Origin of the sequence: Bartonella massiliensis (assembly GCF_902150025.1) — a bacterium.
In the GTDB taxonomy this organism is placed as follows: Bacteria; Pseudomonadota; Alphaproteobacteria; order Rhizobiales; family Rhizobiaceae; genus Bartonella; species Bartonella massiliensis.
This window is the reverse complement of record NZ_CABFVS010000026.1, coordinates 48,916-66,594: the sequence shown is the minus strand read 5'-3', so window position 1 is coordinate 66,594 and position 17,679 is coordinate 48,916. Positions and strand designations below refer to the sequence as shown.

General features: G+C 36.8%; 7 protein-coding genes and 2 pseudogenes. 4 read left to right on the top strand and 5 right to left on the bottom strand.

Annotation, left to right across the window (positions count from 1 at the left end; all coding sequences use genetic code 11):
- Nucleotides 1-410: 410 nt before the first annotated feature.
- Nucleotides 411-638, top strand: a pseudogene (locus tag FNZ60_RS10215) (integrase); the annotation flags it as partial.
- Nucleotides 639-1,052: 414 nt separating this feature from the next.
- Here FNZ60_RS10215 and parC read toward each other — a convergent pair.
- Both parC and aspS read right to left on the bottom strand, forming a co-directional pair.
- Entirely contained in the window at nucleotides 1,053-3,302 is a 2,250-nt protein-coding gene (gene parC / locus FNZ60_RS06710; RefSeq protein ID WP_142416867.1) for a DNA topoisomerase IV subunit A, read from the bottom strand.
- Between the two features lie 1,169 nt (nucleotides 3,303-4,471).
- Nucleotides 4,472-6,266: pseudogene (gene aspS / locus FNZ60_RS06705) on the bottom strand (aspartate--tRNA ligase).
- A 133-nt stretch (nucleotides 6,267-6,399) separates the two neighbouring features.
- On the opposite strand from aspS, the gene rnd reads away from it, so the two are divergent.
- Nucleotides 6,400-7,554, top strand: a complete 1,155-nt coding sequence (gene rnd, locus FNZ60_RS06700; protein WP_142416866.1) for a ribonuclease D — start codon at nucleotides 6,400-6,402, stop codon at nucleotides 7,552-7,554.
- A gap of 589 nt (nucleotides 7,555-8,143) precedes the next feature.
- Here rnd and FNZ60_RS06695 read toward each other — a convergent pair.
- Together FNZ60_RS06695 and FNZ60_RS06690 are read right to left on the bottom strand one after the other, a co-directional pair.
- Entirely contained in the window at nucleotides 8,144-9,661 is a 1,518-nt protein-coding gene (locus FNZ60_RS06695) for a Ppx/GppA family phosphatase (RefSeq protein ID WP_142416865.1), read from the bottom strand.
- Nucleotides 9,651-11,849, bottom strand: a complete 2,199-nt coding sequence (locus FNZ60_RS06690; RefSeq protein ID WP_142416864.1) for an RNA degradosome polyphosphate kinase — start codon at nucleotides 11,847-11,849, stop codon at nucleotides 9,651-9,653. Before FNZ60_RS06690 ends, FNZ60_RS06695 begins: the two co-directional genes overlap by 11 nt.
- Nucleotides 11,850-12,189: 340 nt before the next feature.
- Between FNZ60_RS06690 and FNZ60_RS06685 the strand changes: the two genes are divergently transcribed.
- Nucleotides 12,190-12,438 carry a zinc-finger domain-containing protein gene (locus FNZ60_RS06685; RefSeq protein ID WP_142416863.1) on the top strand — a complete coding sequence of 83 codons (249 nt, stop codon included), beginning with the start codon at nucleotides 12,190-12,192 and terminating at the stop codon, nucleotides 12,436-12,438.
- A 47-nt stretch (nucleotides 12,439-12,485) separates the two neighbouring features.
- A complete protein-coding gene (locus tag FNZ60_RS06680) occupies nucleotides 12,486-13,730 on the top strand; it encodes an FAD-binding protein (protein ID WP_142416862.1) in 1,245 nt (414 codons plus the stop codon).
- A gap of 178 nt (nucleotides 13,731-13,908) precedes the next feature.
- On the opposite strand, the gene dnaE is transcribed toward FNZ60_RS06680, so the two are convergent.
- On the bottom strand, nucleotides 13,909-17,397 hold the full coding sequence (gene dnaE, locus FNZ60_RS06675; protein WP_142416861.1) for a DNA polymerase III subunit alpha: 3,489 nt from the start codon (nucleotides 17,395-17,397) through the stop codon (nucleotides 13,909-13,911).
- Nucleotides 17,398-17,679 lie beyond the last annotated feature (282 nt).

Sequence of the window (17,679 nt, the reverse complement as noted above, 5' to 3'; positions counted from 1 at the left end):
CGGGTATCACCGCGAAATGGGATTGGGAGAGTTGCGAGATATTTCTTAAAAACAAGCGCGTGAATGGTAACTCTATGGTTCTCTGTTTTTTGCAAAGGGCGTGACTGTAGCTTGCCAGCAGGTTTCTTATATTTTGACTTAAGTTTTGTACCAATTTATTTTCTTTAAAATGATTTTAAGGAGTTCTCCAAAGGGTTTCAAAGACCTTTCAAAGCCTTTTCCCATTTTTACCACCAAATTCCAATTTTTGCTATTTTTACCATTTTTTGCAATTTCAGGTATCAAAATCCATTTTGACAAAACACACATTTAATACGTAAATTTTATATATAAAAACAATAAATTATCACGTATTCCTACCTAATCCCACTTCTTTCCACTTCGTAAAGAATCTACTGTCACACTACAGTGCCCCCATTAAAGAACACAATAAACAAAAGCGTGAGACAATATGTAATCTCCATTATTGAAAAGTTATTGCTCTCAATGTTTTTGAAAACCGTAAAGCTGAATTAAAAGGTAGCGGTAAAGATGGACATTGTTTTTTACCATTATGCTTTCATATTCTTCCCAAATTAGATTGTCTCCCCGTTTCGGAGATTACACAAATAGACATATGCAATACCCTTGCCCCTATTTAGCATACAAAAGCAACAAATCATTTTACGACAGTACCCATAAATAATATAAAGTGTATAAAAGCATTCTATCACCCTTACACTTTATGTAAGCGTATAAACCTTTTGTGTTTATTTAAGTTTTTAGTGTTACGATAGTTCTAAGAACTGGAGACAGCTCATACAGGACGTTTTTAATTCTTTCTTTTATAAATTTCTATCTACAACACCAATCCACTTGTGATGTGCAAGCGAATCATTTTGATTGTTTCAACATGAACAGAGTCGAAATAAGAAAAGTTATGGATATTAGAGCATATTATTTAACATGAAATGATATTTAATTATTCTTGTAACTCAATTTGTTATCCTATAACAAACACCTAAGCATTGCTTTTACGCTTTTGTAGGCTTGGCATAAAAATATTCTATCATTTAATTGATAAATTTTCCTGATTTTGGAAATCCTTTTGGAACCAGACGCCCGACACCCGCACGTGTTCCCATCCATTCAATGAGATCATCCGCTTGACGGTTAAAGATTCGTTCAGCGCTATCTTGCCAACTTAAACCTTCTGACAAATTAAAAGTCTTGGCATCAACAATTCCACCCTCTTTATAACGTTGTAAACGAACCCCTTTACCACGATTCATTTCTGGTATTTGTTCAATAGAAAAAATAAGCATTTTGCGGTTTTTACCAACCACGGCAACATGATCACCATTAACCGGAACACAAAGCTTTACCTCATCAGGAGACTTCACATTCATCACTTGCTTGCCTTTTCGTGTATTGGCAATCACTTCTGCAGCAGAAACGATAAAGCCATTGCCGCAAGATGAAATCAAGAGTAGTTTTTCTTCTGCATGATGCACAAAAGCCGTAAGAACATTATGCTCATCATCCATATCCACTAAAAGACGAATGGGTTCACCATGTCCCCGTCCTCCAGGCAAACTATTGGCACCAAGTGCGAAAAACTTTCCCCCAGTACTTATTAGAACAATCTTGTCGGTCGTAAATGCCGGAAATGCTAACTTTAAACTGTCTCCTTCTTTAAAAGAAAGCGCTTTATAATCATTCAAATGCCCCTTCAAAGCACGCATCCACCCCTTTTTAGAAATAACAATAGTCACCGGTTCTTTTTCGATCATTGCTTGTTGAATATCATCAAGATCATGTCTTGGTGCTTCTTCAAATGTTGTCCGTCTTTTCCCTAAGAGTGTTTCAGGACCAAACGTATTTCGAACTTTTTTGATTTCCTCTGAAATGATTTTCCATTGTTTTGTAGGAGAGGATAACAAATTCTGTAGTTTTTCTTTTTCACCCTTAAGGGCTTCAAATTCTTTACGAATTTCAAATTCTTCCAACTTTCGTAAAGAACGTAAACGCATATTAAGAATAGCTTCAGCTTGATTTTCTGTTAATTCAAAACGCTTAATCAGCTTTCGTTTCGGTTCATCCTCTTCACGAATAATCTGAATGACCTCATCGAGATTTAAATAAGCAATAAGATAGCCATGAAGAATTTCCAATCGGCTATCAATTTGATCAAGCCGATAATGAGAACGTCGAATAAGCACTTCTTGACGATGTTCAAGCCATTGCTGCAAACTTTCTCGCAGAGAAAGAACATTGGGTATTTTCCCCAAAGAGAGAACATTAAGATTAAGAGGAAATCTTACTTCAAAATCAGTCAATTTAAAAAGGGATTCCATAAGAAGTTCAGGATCAACTGACCGATTTTTAGGAATAAGTACAATGCGAATATCTTCTGCTGATTCATCTTGAATATCTTCAAGCATTGGTAGGCGCCGCGCAAGCAACAATTCTGCTGTTTTTTCAATAAGGCGTGACTTTTGAACTTGGTAGGGAATTTCAGTCACAACAATCACATAAGAACCACGGCTACCAGTTTCCTGATGCCAACGTGAACGCAATCGAAAAAAACCCCGCCCGATACGATAAGATTCCTCAATGCTCTTTTTAGGCTCAACCAAAATACCACCAGTTGGAAAATCAGGTCCCAACACAAATTGATTTAAATGCTCATCACGCGTATCAGGATGTGCAATCAAATGTAGTGCCGCATCACAGAGCTCCGCAACATTATGGGGAGGAATAGATGTTGCCATACCAACAGCAATACCGGAAGAACCATTGGCTAAAAGATTAGGGAAAGCACCAGGTAGAACAACAGGCTCTTCATCTTCTTCATTATAGGTCAAACGAAAATCGATAGCATTTTCATTAATTCCTTCAAGCAACAATGCAGCCACTTCAGTCATGCGCGCTTCCGTATAACGCATAGCCGCAGCATTATCACCATCAATATTACCAAAATTACCTTGTCCATCAACCAACGGATAACGAACCGCAAAACTTTGAGCCAAACGCACCAAAGCATCATAAATAGATGCATCCCCATGAGGATGGAATTTTCCCATGACATCACCGACAATCCGCGCACATTTCGCATAAGACTGTCCAGGATTCAGTTTGAGAAGACGCATCGCATGAACAATCCGACGATGAACTGGTTTCAATCCATCACGGACATCAGGCAAAGCACGATGCGTAATCGTAGAAAGTGCATAAGCCAAATAGCGTTCTTGTAAAGCAGAACGTAACTCTATTGGTTCAATATGTTCTTTATCAAAAGGTAAATTCATTTTATCAGACATAGTATTAGAATAACAACTTCCACAATAATAAGAAATTATTGTGTAAGATTTATTTCATAAAAACTTTTATGAGTCTAATTTTTTATTAAAAGTCAAAGACATAAAAATAAACATTATAATTAGAACATGAACAAAAAATTATACACGTTATTCCCTCTTATTCTAAACGATATATGAAAACATTTAATACATTATCAAAGACTTCTTTCAATATCCTCTTTAAGGGAGGAAAATAAAATAAACCAAAAGAAATAAAAATATCAAAAAATGCTATTATTTAGTTGATATATCTAACGAAAATGGAATTATAATATAACTTTTCAAAACGATGTGAAATAAGCTTTTATAGTCTTTCCAACAACAATAATTTCCACTAAAAATATATTTTAAATGTAGACTATCCTATACAAAAATCTTACCAAATCCGACGATATAATTTAATGGCTTGCAAAGAGTCATTTCATCCTTTTTGAAATAACAAAAAGAACCTTTCAAATATCACCCTTTATTATAAAGGAAAATTGTATAACAACTCTCTCCAGCTTTTCTATGAAAAAATTAAAAAATACAAAGTTTAAACTTATCAAAAGTCAAGTTTATAGGATAAAAAACTGCACTATTCTTATAAAAACGAAGAGATATTATCTTTTTTATAATGTTGTAAAAACTTTAAAAAATATAAACAACATACTGTTATATATAAAATAATTTATTTTTATAATTTAAATGGAAACATTCAATATTATAGGGGTTTTCTCATTTGCAATTTATCCATGAGAAATCAATTACAATCATTTTCCTGTTTATCACAAAGGGAAAAGTGATGCTCCAAGACAAGAATAAAAATACTGATATCCTATTTGCATACAAAAACTGTCAGAAACATTAAAACCTAGAAAGTAGAATGACAGCTTCTCCTTTATTCAATAAAGATTATGCTACACAATGGCTTTTATAACAATCATGGGTTATATCCTTCACAAGCGAGAATCGTAAAATGAGATCAACTGCATTGAGAGATATTTCTTTAGAAACAATGCCTCGTGAAGAATTAACAAACAATAGTATCCTTTTCTGCCTCTCTAAATCCATAAACAACATATATGCTCTTGAGAAGCATAAAAACTTCACACTACGAAGAAAGAACAACAATAATCTATAAATCAACTTTATGAATTATTTTTGTGAGGAGGAGCCACGCGGATTCCTAAATCACGTAATTGTGTAGAAGAAACATCAGACGGAGCACTCATCAAAAGATCAAGCGCCTGTTGATTCATAGGGAATAAAGCAACTTCACGTAAATTTTTAACACCTTGCAACAGCATAATAATGCGATCTATTCCCGCAGCCATACCACCATGGGGTGGAGCCCCATAATGGAATGCACGATAAAGAGCACCAAAACGATCTTTCACAACGTCCTTAGAAAGCCCTACAAGTTCAAAAACTTTAAGCATCATTTCTGGCAAGTGATTACGAATCCCACCAGATGCAATCTCATAACCATTACAAACAAGATCATATTGGAAAGCTTTAAGTGTAAGAGGATCTTGACATTCAAGAGCATTTTCTCCTCCTTGAGGCATAGAAAAAGGATTATGGGAAAAATCAATCTTTTTTTCATCTTCATTCCATTCAAAAAATGGAAAATCAACAATCCACGCTAAAGAGAAACTCTCTCTATCGACAAGGTTTAATTCTTCCCCTATCCGTATACGGGCTGCTCCAGCAAAAGATGCAAATTTTTTCGGGTCTCCTGCGACAAAAAAAACAAGCATCACCACTTTCAAGTCCAAGTTGTATACGAAGCGCTTCAGTTCGCTGCTCACCGATATTTTTGGCAATAGGCCCTGCTCCTTCAAATTTTCCTTCTTCCTTGCGCCAAAAAATATACCCGAGCCCTGGTTGCCCCTCGCCTTGTGCCCATCCATTCATCCGATCACAAAAAGCACGACTTCCACCCGTTTTAGCCGGAATAGCCCACACTTGCGCATTCTTATCATTTGCTAAAATCTGAGAAAAAACTTTAAACCCAGAATTATAAAAATGCTGAGAAACATCCTCCATAATGATTGGATTACGCAGATCAGGTTTATCAGAACCGTATTTACGCATTGCTTCATCATAAGAAATGCGAGGAAAGTTTTGTGTTACCTTTTTTCCATCTGCAAATTCTTCAAAAATAGAACGCATAATGGGTTCCATCGTTGCTAAAACATCTTCCTGCTCAACAAAACTCATTTCAACATCTAATTGATAAAACTCACCAGGAAGACGGTCTGCTCGCGGATCTTCATCTCTAAAACATGGGGCAATTTGAAAATAACGATCAAAACCTGACATCATCAACAACTGTTTATATTGCTGTGGTGCTTGCGGTAGCGCATAAAATTTTCCTTGATGGATACGACTTGGAACCAAAAAATCACGCGCCCCTTCTGGTGATGAGGCTGTCAAAAGCGGTGTTGTAAATTCCGTAAAACCATTATTTTGCATAGCCCGTCTCATAGCCGCAATAATTTCAGTCCGACGCATAATATTTTTGTGCATAGTTTCCCGACGCAAATCAAGAAAACGATATTTTAATCGAATATCTTCTGGATAATCAGGTTCACCAAAAACTGGTAAAGGAAGCTCTTCAGACTTTGAAAGAATTTCCACCTCTTGTGCAAAAATTTCAATATCACCTGTTGGAAGCGTTGCATTAATAACCTCATCAGAACGTGCACACACCTCCCCGTCCACACGAATAACCCATTCAGAACGCACTTTTTCAATAACTTTAAAAGCTGGTGAAGCAGGGTCCGCAACAATTTGTGTGATTCCAAAATGATCACGCAAATCCACAAAAAGAATTCCTCCATGATCACGAACACGATGAACCCATCCCGAAAGACGAACTTGTGTTCCTACATCACATCTACGAAGAGCCGCACAATGATGACTACGATAACGGTGCATATTTTTTGCCTTTGATTATAATATTCACATGCGCTACAAACGCTTTTTAATCACCATTTGTCAAGATATGAGAATAAAAACTCGAAAATAAAGTCAATAAAAGAACAAAATTCAATTTATCGAATATAGTAGAATGATGAATCTTATTACACAAACAACAGATCTTGAAATTGCACTTAATGCTCTCAGTACCTCTGATTTTGTAACAGTCGATACTGAGTTTATCCGCGAAACAACTTTTTGGCCTCAATTGTGTTTAATTCAGCTCGCATCACCAGATCTTACAGTCCTAATTGATCCCATAGCGCCAGATATTGATTTAAAACCGTTTTTTGACCTTATGATCGATAAAAAAATTGTCAAAGTTTTTCACTCTGCCCGCCAAGATATTGAAACAATTTATCATCTTGGAGGTGTTATTCCTTCCCCTATTTTTGACACACAAATAGCAGGATCAATTTGTGGATTTGGTGATTCTATTTCCTATGATCAAATTGTACAACGCTGCACGGGACATCACCTTGATAAATCCTCCCGCTTTACGGATTGGAGCTGTCGCCCGCTATCTGAAAAACAACTGATCTATGCCCTTGCCGATGTAACATATCTAAGAGATGTTTATCTCCTCTTGAAAAAAAGGTTAGAAAAAGATCAACGTGTTCATTGGATGGATGATGAAATAACAATCCTTTTAAATCCTAAAACCTATGATATGCCAGAAGATGAAGCATGGAAAAAAGTGAAAGGAAAAGTTAAAAAACCGCGTGAACTTGCTGTATTACAAAAGATAGCAGCTTGGCGTGAACGTGAAGCACGAAAACACAATATACCGCGTCGTCATATCATGAAAGATGAATGCCTTATAGAAATAGCAACCCAACAACCAAAAGATGAATCCGCGTTAAAACGGTTGCGCGGTCTTAGTAAAAATTGGGATAAACGCTCAATTGCCTCATCATTAATCAAGGCTATCTGCGAAGGCTTAGAGGTCGATCTTTCTACTTTACCCCCCATTCCTAAACATAAGCCACTCAATGACACGACAAGTGCTGTGATTGATCTGCTCAAAGTACTCTTAAAACTTGTTGCAAATGAAAACAGCATTGCCCCTAAAGTGATTGCAACATCTCATGATTTAGAAAAAATCGCCAATGGAGGAATAAAGAAAAATATCCCTGCTATGAATGGCTGGCGCTATGAAATATTTGGTCAAAAAGCCGAACAGCTGCTAAAGGGCCAGATAGGGTTTTACTTTAACGATGGAAAAATAAGCACAAAACAGCTTTAATTTATATTTTAAACATTCTGAGACTTCCATAAAATCTTCCTCTAAAGGGAAGCTTATTTTATGATAAAATAAGTAGAAAATCAAAAAAGAGAAGTTTTGCAACCACACTTTATTCAATCAATTTTATTTGAAATAATGTAAAAAAAAACTTTGAATAAATTGAAGAGATTCTCATTTTTAAAAATCCATTACGCGCCTTATCAATATCAATTGCTATGTGCCATAGAATAACACAAATAAAACCTACTTCTGATAAATTAAAAAACTTAAATAGTAAGCTCTTAATTAAAAAAGAACAGCTAACTCTTTGTAAGATCAACCAAATAACAATTTGATTTAAAAGAATCTAAAAAAACGAACAGCTTCTCATAAAAGTTTTAAAAAGAAAAAATCCTTATAATGAAAGCGCATCTCATGATAAAAATAGCCGTTTAACCTATAAAAAGCATAAAAAGATGATATCTTACATCACCGATCATACAAAAAAACTTATCGAAATTGCACTCTAATAATTAAAAATGAGCGAGCATAGAAATGAAAAGACCTAACCCTTTTTAGATATAAAACACGAATGAATTAAAAGGAAAAATCAAGAAATTTCAAAATCAAGAAGTTGTTTTATGATTTTTGATAACTTCTTTAACCGTCCAAGAGGACGTTCTCCCAATAATCCAGCATAATTTTTGGGGATCTGCAAAACAATATGATCTGCTTTTTTATGCCACAATAAATGCGGTAAGATTCCTGCTACAGAAGCGCTAAAAAGATGAGCAATACGCATGGTTTCACCAAGAATACGCGCTTTCTCAATGATATTTTGCGTTGCTAATTGAAAAATAGGAAGAGATTCTTTATCAACCAGTAAACCCGTATTGCGAAAAAAAACAGCCAGCGCTGCATAAAGGCGCCCCTCATGAGAAATTCCTGGATAAGATCCTAATGCTATCTGATTAGCTGCTTCATTACCCCGATAATCTGGATGTATACGCCAACCAATATCCGCAAGAAGACAAGCCGCTTGACGATAACGGTATTCATTTTCAGTTTCAACAATGCCAAAAACTTCAAAGGCATTCGTCGTAAAGTCAATAAGTTCTTCTGCCTGTTTTGGTGAACGTGCCCGTAAAATAGCCATTTCTGTGCACGCTGCAATGAGAGGGTCTGAAGATCGAATCGCCTGTGGTAATCGTGAATAAAGAAAACCTTCACGAACGCCAGCACCAGAAAAAATTATTTTTTCAAATTCCATACACTGAATAAGTCCGATAAGGACAATTGCCCCATAGGATAAAAGTTTCCGACGATTTTGTGAAACCGCTGCAATCCCTCTCATATTATCAATGTCGCCATTTGCTACAAGACGTAAAAAGCTCTCCATTTCCACAGCATCAACTTCATAGCCATGCATAACAGGGAGCCGATAATGTTTCATTGCCATATGGAGTTTTGCCAAATTACGCCATGTCCCCCCTACGGCATAAAAATAACGTGCCATACCTTTACGCGTACGAACAACAGAAGATTTATAAAATTGCTCATGGACAATTTTTGCGGCAACACCACTATCATTATTTGACATATATTGTAGCCGCAAACCACCTAAGGGAAGCGTTATCCCTTCACCGACATCAGAATGATCAATATCAATTAACTCGAGACTGCCACCACCAAGATCCCCAGAAAGCCCCTTGGGTTGATAAAAAGTAGAAACAACCCCATAGGCCGAATACATCGCTTCTTCACTTCCTGAAAGAAGATATATTTTATCTTGCAAAATATCTTCAGCATTTTGAATAAACGCTAATCCATTTTTTGCATCTCGTGCTGCTGCCGTTGCTAAAGTATAGACCTCATCAGCCCCAATCTGTCGACAAAGCGTACGAAACCGTTTTAATGTTTGCAACGCCATTCTCATCGCTTTTTCTTCTAAAAATCCCGTTTTTGCCACACCATGACCGAGACCACAAAGAACCTTTTCATTAAACAAAACCGTTGGTGAGCGAACAAGTCCCTCATAAATAACCAGTCGAACAGAATTTGAGCCAATGTCAATAACAGCAACAGGCTTGCGCCCTTTTAACCGACCTTGAGCATCTCTATATGTCATTGGACTTCAGTCTTTTATGTATTTCCGCTCGTTGCCGATACAACGCAACCAAGCGTGAAATGGAAGCTTCAAAAGACTCATTTTTCCCCGCAAAACTTGTATTAGCCATAAAATACTCCTGCGCATTAAACGGACTTTCACCTCTCTGCGGTGTGATACGTTTCGACGTTCCATCTTTAAGTATATCAAAGCTTTGTTGATTATCAATGAGATTAGCCATCATGATTTGTAAAAGAATCTGCCTCCGCACCATTTTATTAAAAACTGGAACCAATATTTCAATACGGTAGTCTAGATTACGAGGCATCATATCAGCAGAACCTAAATAAACAAGTGCATTTTCATTAGGCAAATCTTGACCATTGCCAAAACAAAAAATGCGACTATGTTCAAGAAAACGCCCTACGATCGATTTTACACGAATATTATCCGAAATTCTTGGAATACAAGGGCGTAAACAACAGATTCCCCGCACCACCAAATCAATCTGTACCCCTGCTTGACTGGCACAATATAAAGCATCAATAATTTCAGGATCAACCAGTGCGTTAACTTTCATCCAAATAGCGGCAGAACGTCCTTGCCGCGCGTTGATGATTTCTCCTTCAATATGCTCTAAAATACGTTGACGCAACGTTAAGGGTGAAAAAGCAATCTTCATTGCCTTATTTGGGCGCTCATATTGCGCAATATAGTTAAATAATAATGTAACATCATGAGCGATATCATCATCCGTGGAAAAAAAAGAAAGATCCGTATAAGTTTTAGCGTTAACGGGATGATAATTTCCTGTTCCAAGATGAACATAAGAACAAAGATGTTTTCCTTCACGTCTCACAACCAGCGACATCTTGGCATGTGTTTTTAAAGCAATAAAACCAAAAATAACTTGAACTCCAGCACACTCGAGATCTCGTGCCCAACGAATATTTGCTTCCTCATCAAAACGCGCTTTAACTTCCACCAAAGCAGTCACAGATTTTCCTTGTTTAGCAGCTTCAATTAGCGCGCTAACAATTGGACTATCATTTGATGTGCGATAAAGAGTTTGTTTGATTTCTATGACAGCAGGATCACAAGCAGCTTGGCGTAAAAATTGGACAACAATATCAAATGTTTCATAAGGATGATGGATAACGATATCATTTTTACGAATAGCTGCAAAATAATCCCCCTCATGTTTACGAATAGATTCCGGAACACGAGAAATATAAGGAATAAATTTGAGATCATCACGGGGAATAGCAATAATCTCTGCAACCATATTAAGCGCCAAAGGCCCATCAAGAATATTAAAACAATTATCAGGAACAGCAAGACAATTTGCGATAAACTGACACAAGTTTTCTGGCATTTTTGTGTCAAATTCAATTCGAATAACCTGCCCACGCCTTCGCCTTTTAAGAGCCGTTTCAAAAAAGTGAACCAGATTTTCAGCTTCTTCTTCTACCTCAATATCACTATCCCTAATCACTCTAAATGTACCAATGCCATTAACCTCATGGTGAGGAAATAGATATTTGATAAAAAGACAAATAACATCTTCAGATGCCATAAAACGAAAATGATTACCCTTTGGGGGAAGAAGAATAAAACGCCTCAAAAGCATTGAAATGGGCAATAACATTGTACGTGAATATTGACCCGTGCCTCCAGACAATTGAAGCGCAAGAGATAATCCTAAATTAGGAACAAAAGGAAAAGGCTGTGTGGAATCAACAGGTAAAGGTTTTAGAGCAGGAAAAATTTTATCAAGAAAATATTTTTCAAGCCATGACTTTTCAATTTCTGAAAGATCATCAGCACCAATAATCTCAATATTGTTCTGTTTTAATTCATCGCGTAAAATATTTAATTCTTGTAGTTGGCGAGCTTGCAACTTTGAAATCTCAGCTAATACAATATCAAGTTGTTCCTCTGGAGTATGCCCATCTGCACTGCATACTGTAACATGAGCACGAATTTGAGCCGCAAGACCAGCAACACGAACCATAAAAAATTCATCAAGATTTGTCGCTGAAATCGAAAGAAATTGTAGCCGTTCTAATAAAGGATGTTTCGGATTAGCCGCTTCCATCAAAACACGATTATTAAATTGTAACCATGAAAACTCTCGATTAATAAATCGTGCCGGATTTTTCATTGTTATATCTGATATAGCAATTTTATCTGCCACCCTCTGTTTCATATATTCTCATTAAGCTTTTTTATACTTTTTAACATCCTTGATGAAATATATCATCATAACATTCTATAATATGTTATCAGCATAATAATACATCAATGCCTAAATTTTTATTATCATATTTTCATTTAATATTTTAAAATACTTAGGAACGCACTCCATGCGCAAAGCGCTAAAAATACGATAAACTATTTCAATATAGCATAAAAGAAGAGGAGTTTGTTTTAAAAAGCATCTTGCATTATTATAAGCTTTATTACAAACTCACGCTTATAAAATAACTTATAAAATAGAAGAACCTTATCATACCTGATGAGATAATTTATTCTGGAGTTTTAACACCATGGCTGATAACAATATTCCCCATTTCCAAAATGACCTTGGATATAAAACAATCGAAATTGGTGTGAAGGAATTTATGTGTGTAGGCGCTACACAACCATTCGATCATCCTCATATCTTTATCGATATGGGAGCTGCAGATGAAAAAATTTGCCCTTATTGCTCAACTCTTTATCGTTATGTTTCCTCGCTATCATTCGATCAAACAAATCCTACAGGATGTTTGTACCATCCAGACGAGCGACTATAATGCGTTCTTAGGCTTTTCTAGCACTCTTTTAGTTCTTCTTGTTTAATATGAAATCATTTGTGGACCAATCACCCATCATTGTTGGAGGAGGAATTGCTGGTTTAAGCACGGCTTTAGCGCTCGCCCATAAAGGAATTACAAGTATCATTATCGAAAAGTGTAAACAACTTGAAACGATAGGCGCTGGTATTCAACTCACTCCAAATGCAACATCTATTCTTGCACGCTGGGGACTTCTGAATAAACTCACTGAAGCCGCAATAATCCCACATTTTCTTGAGTTAAAAGATGGAATATCCTTAAAAATACATCTGCGGGCTCATCTTATCAATCTAACAGAAAAATATTGGAAAGCCCCTTATATGACAATTCATCGGGCAGCTTTACAAAAAATTTTATATGATGCAGTAATTGAACATCCTTTGATTAAATACAAAGCAGGCGAAACAATTGTATCTTCTACCCAATCTGCAACCAACATTAAAATAACAACAATCAAAACAGATACAGCAATAGAACAGTTTTATTCAACGCCTCTTCTGATCGGATGTGATGGCGTTTGGTCAACATTACGACAACAATCTCCTTTTCATGAAAAAGCAACTTTTAGTGGCTTTATTGCTTGGCGTGCAACAACAGCATGTGATAATCTTCCTCAAAACTTTTGTTCCTCGTTGCAAAATATGAAAACAATCACAGCCTGGATGGGACCAAATAATCATCTCGTCATCTATCCTATTCAAGAATCAGAAAAAGTTTTTAATTTCGTTGCCATCACAAATGGAGAAAATTCAAAAGAAGGGTGGGCTCATAAAGGTGATAAAGAAAAACTCCAATTTCTTTTTAAAGGTTGGAGTTCAAAAATCTTACAAATCTTTGAGCATATTAATGAATGGAGCTACTGGCCGCTCTTTTACATGAAAAAAAATCGTTTTTCAGGCTTAGAGAGACAGATATTTGTTGGCGATTGTGCGCATGCAACCCTCCCTTTTGCAGCGCAAGGTGCCGCCATGGCAATCGAAGATGCTGCCACATTAGCAGAAGCACTTTCATTGCAAGATTTTTCATTAACCAAAGCACTTTCGCTTTACGAAATAACACGCATTCCCCGTATTGAAGCCGTAAAAAAACGCGGAGATTTCAACAGGCTCGTTTATCATGCAACCGGCCTCATAGCGCTAGCACGTAATCTCATGATGAAAATTCGTACACCTGAAAGTATGATGTCAAATCTCAATTGGCTTTATATGTATGATGCAATGAATTCCATAAAATATGATAAAAACTTATAACATTCTTCCAATATTTTGATATTATCAAGGAAAGAGACTATTGAGCATTATGACACTAAAAATTCATCATCATTTATCTCAAATAACAGAAAGATCTTTCGAAATCACCTTTTGGTTTTAAAAGCTTAATTTCTAGCTCTCCAAAAAGAAAAATACCACTTAAAATCAGTACCGTTCTTTAACTCAATTCAACATCGACAACACCCTGAATTAATTTCATAGCATTTGCGACATGTGAATTGACCTTATATCGCTTGGGAAGCGCAATTTCGACCTCCCGCAACCCATCTTCCTGAATTAAGATAATCCCGACCTCTCCATTCCCCCCAAGGTTTAAATTTTGTTCAATTTGTGGAAGCATATCAACTGTTTTTATAAAAAGACGCATCATTTTATGCTGCTGTAATGCTTCCTTTTCCAACGACTGAATTGTCTCAATTCGCAAACTAACCCCTTCAGAGCGATTTTCTGCGCTCACGGTAATAATAAAAGATTTTCCGGGTTCTAGCATTTCTTCATAATCCGAGAGTGCTTCAGAAAAAAGAACCGCTTCATATTGTCCACTTGCATCAGAAAAATGAATGATTCCCATTTTTTTACCTGATTTTGTTTTGCGTACACTTTTTGCCACAACAGTTCCAGCAAGTCTTGCAGCCGTTGCTCCTCCTTTAACGGCATTGGAAAAATTACTCCAAGTCTGAACACGTTTTTTGGCAAGAATAGCTTGATACTCATCCAATGGATGTGCTGAAAAATAAAAACCTATTGCTTGAAATTCTCGATAAAGTTTTTCAGCCGGTAACCAAGGAGTTGTTTGCGATAAAATTAATGGTTCTTTTAATCCACCTACCATTCCAAATATATCAACCTGCCCGCTCGAATTGTCATCGAGAATACGAAGTGCCCGTGCATGAAGCGTTCCAAGATTGGCTAATAAAACCTCACGTGCAATGTTAAAACAATCAAAAGCGCCGGCACACACTAAACTTTCCATCGCACGCTTATTGACAATACGAGGATCAACACGCGCACAAAAATCTTCCAAATCCTTAAAAATCTTATTCCCACGACTGGCAACGATATGATCGACAACCGTTTCTCCCACCCCTTTAATGGCTGCAAGAGAATAATAAATACAGTTATCACCAACCTCAAAAACACGATGAGATGTTTGTATAGAAGGTGCAATAACTTCAATACCCAGCCTTAATGCTTCACGCCGAAAATCATTGAGTTTATCCGTATTGGTCATATCATATGTCATTGAAGCAGCTAAAAACTCAACGGGATAATTGGCTTTCATATAAGCTGTTTGATAAGAAACAATTGCATAAGCAGCAGCATGCGATTTATTAAAGCCGTAATCGGCAAATTTTGCTAAAAGATCAAAGATAATATCGGCTTGCTCTTTATCAACACCGCCAGCAACAGCTCCATTGACAAAACGCGTACGCTGTTTTTGCATTTCTGCATGAATTTTTTTCCCCATAGCACGACGTAATAAATCCGCTTCTCCAAGCGAATAACCAGCCAGCACCTGAGCAATCTGCATCACCTGTTCTTGATAGACTATAACACCTTGTGTTTCCTTAATCAGATAATCTATTTTAGGATGAATAGAAGCGATTTCCTCTTCTCCGTGTTTGCATGCATTATAGGTTGGAATATTCTCCATTGGGCCAGGACGATAAAGTGCAACCAGCGCAATAATATCTTCAATACGGTCTGGCTTCATTCCAATCAGTGCTTTGCGCATACCAGAACTTTCCACCTGAAACACACCAACTGTTTCACCACGGGCCATCATAGCGTAGGTTGCTTCATCATTGAGAGGAATATTTGACAAATCTATTTTGATCCCTTTTTTGGCAACAAAATCAGCAGCCATTTTTAAAACAGTAAGCGTTTTTAATCCCAGAAAATCAAATTTTACCAACCCTGCTTGTTCAACATATTTCATGTTAAATTGTGTAACAGGCATATCAGAACGAGGGTCACGATACATCGGGACTAGCTCCCAAAGCGGGCGGTCTCCAATGACAATTCCAGCGGCATGCGTGGAGGCGTGACGATAAAGCCCCTCCAATTGCAGTGCTATATCTAATGCGCGTCCAACAACGGGGTCTTTTTTCTTTTCCTCTTCAAATTTAGGTTCATCCTTAATCGCATCCGCTAATTCCACCTGACTTCCTGGCGTAGCAGGAATTAATTTTGTCAGATAATCCACCTGACGATAAGGAACTTCTAAAACACGCCCTACATCGCGCAAAACCGCACGTGCTTGTAACTTACCAAAGGTAATAATTTGAGCAACTTGATCACGTCCATATTTTTTTTGAACATATTGAATAACTTCTTCGCGACGTTCTTGACAAAAATCGATATCAAAATCTGGCATTGAAACACGATCTGGATTGAGAAAACGTTCAAAGAGAAGAGAAAAACGCAATGGATCAACATCAGTGATCGTCAACGCATAAGCAACAAGTGAACCAGCCCCAGATCCCCGCCCTGGACCAACAGGAATATCATGAGCTTTTGCCCACTTTATGAAATCTGAAACGATAAGAAAATATCCAGAAAATTGCATACGCGTAATAACTGAAACTTCATAATCAAGCCGCTGCTCATAATCTGCAACTGTATACCCTTCAGCTAATCCAATTGTTTCAAGCCGCATTTTCAAACCAGCTTGAGCCTGATTTAACAACTCACTATCTTCTACCTTTAAAGTAATTTGTGAATCAGCAGATTGCTCTATAAAGCGAGGCAATATTGGTTTTCGGATGGGAGAAGCAATATGACAACGCAAGGCAATTTCAACACTATTTTCTAAAGCTTCTGGAAGATCAGAAAACAGTGTCACCATTTCATCTTGTGACTTCAAATAATGATCTGGTGTTATCCGTTTGCGATCCGGATTAGAGACAATTTGTCCTTCTGCAACAGCCATTAACGCATCATGCGCCTCATATCCTTCTCTCTTCAGAAAAAAAGCTTCATTCGTTGCAACAAGGGGGATGTCATGCGCATAAGCCAATTCAATAAGGTCTGCTTCTACTCCTCGGTCATAAGAACCATGCCGTTGTAATTCTACATAAAGACGATCAGCAAAAGTTTTTTTCAAATAAATTAAGCGCTCAACAGCACGTCCTTTTTTCTCTTCTGTCAAAGAAAGATTAATAGGTCCTCCCTTGCCACCCGTTAAAGCGATGATGCCTTCACTGTGTGCCGACAGCCAATCCGCTTTGATATGTGGAGGATCAGTATCACATTTATCAAGATAAGCACGGCTTACAAGACGAACCAAATGAGCATAACCGGTCTCATTAGCCGCCAACAGAACCATAGAGCAGAAATCAGAAGGATTACGTCCTTTAACCAAACGTGAATGGTCATTTTCATCACAAAAATCAACGTTAAGCTGACAACCAATAATAGGTTGGACCCCATGAGAAAGACAATGCTGTGAAAATTCCAAAGCACCAAATAAATTATTGGTATCGGTAATAGCAACCGCTGGTGCATGATCTGAAATCGTCTGTTGAATAATTTGGGGAATTTTTAAAGCCCCTTCGAGCAATGAATAAGCTGAATGCACTCTCAAATGAATAAAACGAGGAAGAGAATTTTTATATTCTTGCATTTTATTTTTATCTTTTTTCACTCTCACAATTTCCCACTACAAAATAAACGCCAAACAGCACTGCACTCTCTAAAGAAAAAACTTCAAGTTACCATAACTTTAAAGCAATAAATTCATCATCCCACATAGGAAAAATATTTCAATTTTATTGATATTTATAAGAGAGTTCTATCAAGAAAATACTTCTATTCACAGCAAATAAACGCTTAAAATAAAAAGAAAAATATATATGCTTTATATGAGCACTTTAACTTTTGCATTCTTTCATTATACTCCTCTTTAAATATTAATTTTTCTTCCTAA

Excerpts from the sequence above, each read along its gene's own strand:
- FNZ60_RS06690 (WP_142416864.1), bottom strand. The coding sequence starts at position 11,849 with ATGAAACAGAGGGTGGCAGATAAAATTGCTATATCAGATATAACAATG.
- FNZ60_RS06680 (WP_142416862.1), top strand. The coding sequence starts at position 12,486 with ATGAAATCATTTGTGGACCAATCACCCATCATTGTTGGAGGAGGAATT.
- FNZ60_RS06685 (WP_142416863.1), top strand. The coding sequence starts at position 12,190 with ATGGCTGATAACAATATTCCCCATTTCCAAAATGACCTTGGATATAAA.
- FNZ60_RS06695 (WP_142416865.1), bottom strand. The coding sequence starts at position 9,661 with ATGACATATAGAGATGCTCAAGGTCGGTTAAAAGGGCGCAAGCCTGTT.
- rnd (WP_142416866.1), top strand. The coding sequence starts at position 6,400 with ATGATGAATCTTATTACACAAACAACAGATCTTGAAATTGCACTTAAT.
- parC (WP_142416867.1), bottom strand. The coding sequence starts at position 3,302 with ATGTCTGATAAAATGAATTTACCTTTTGATAAAGAACATATTGAACCA.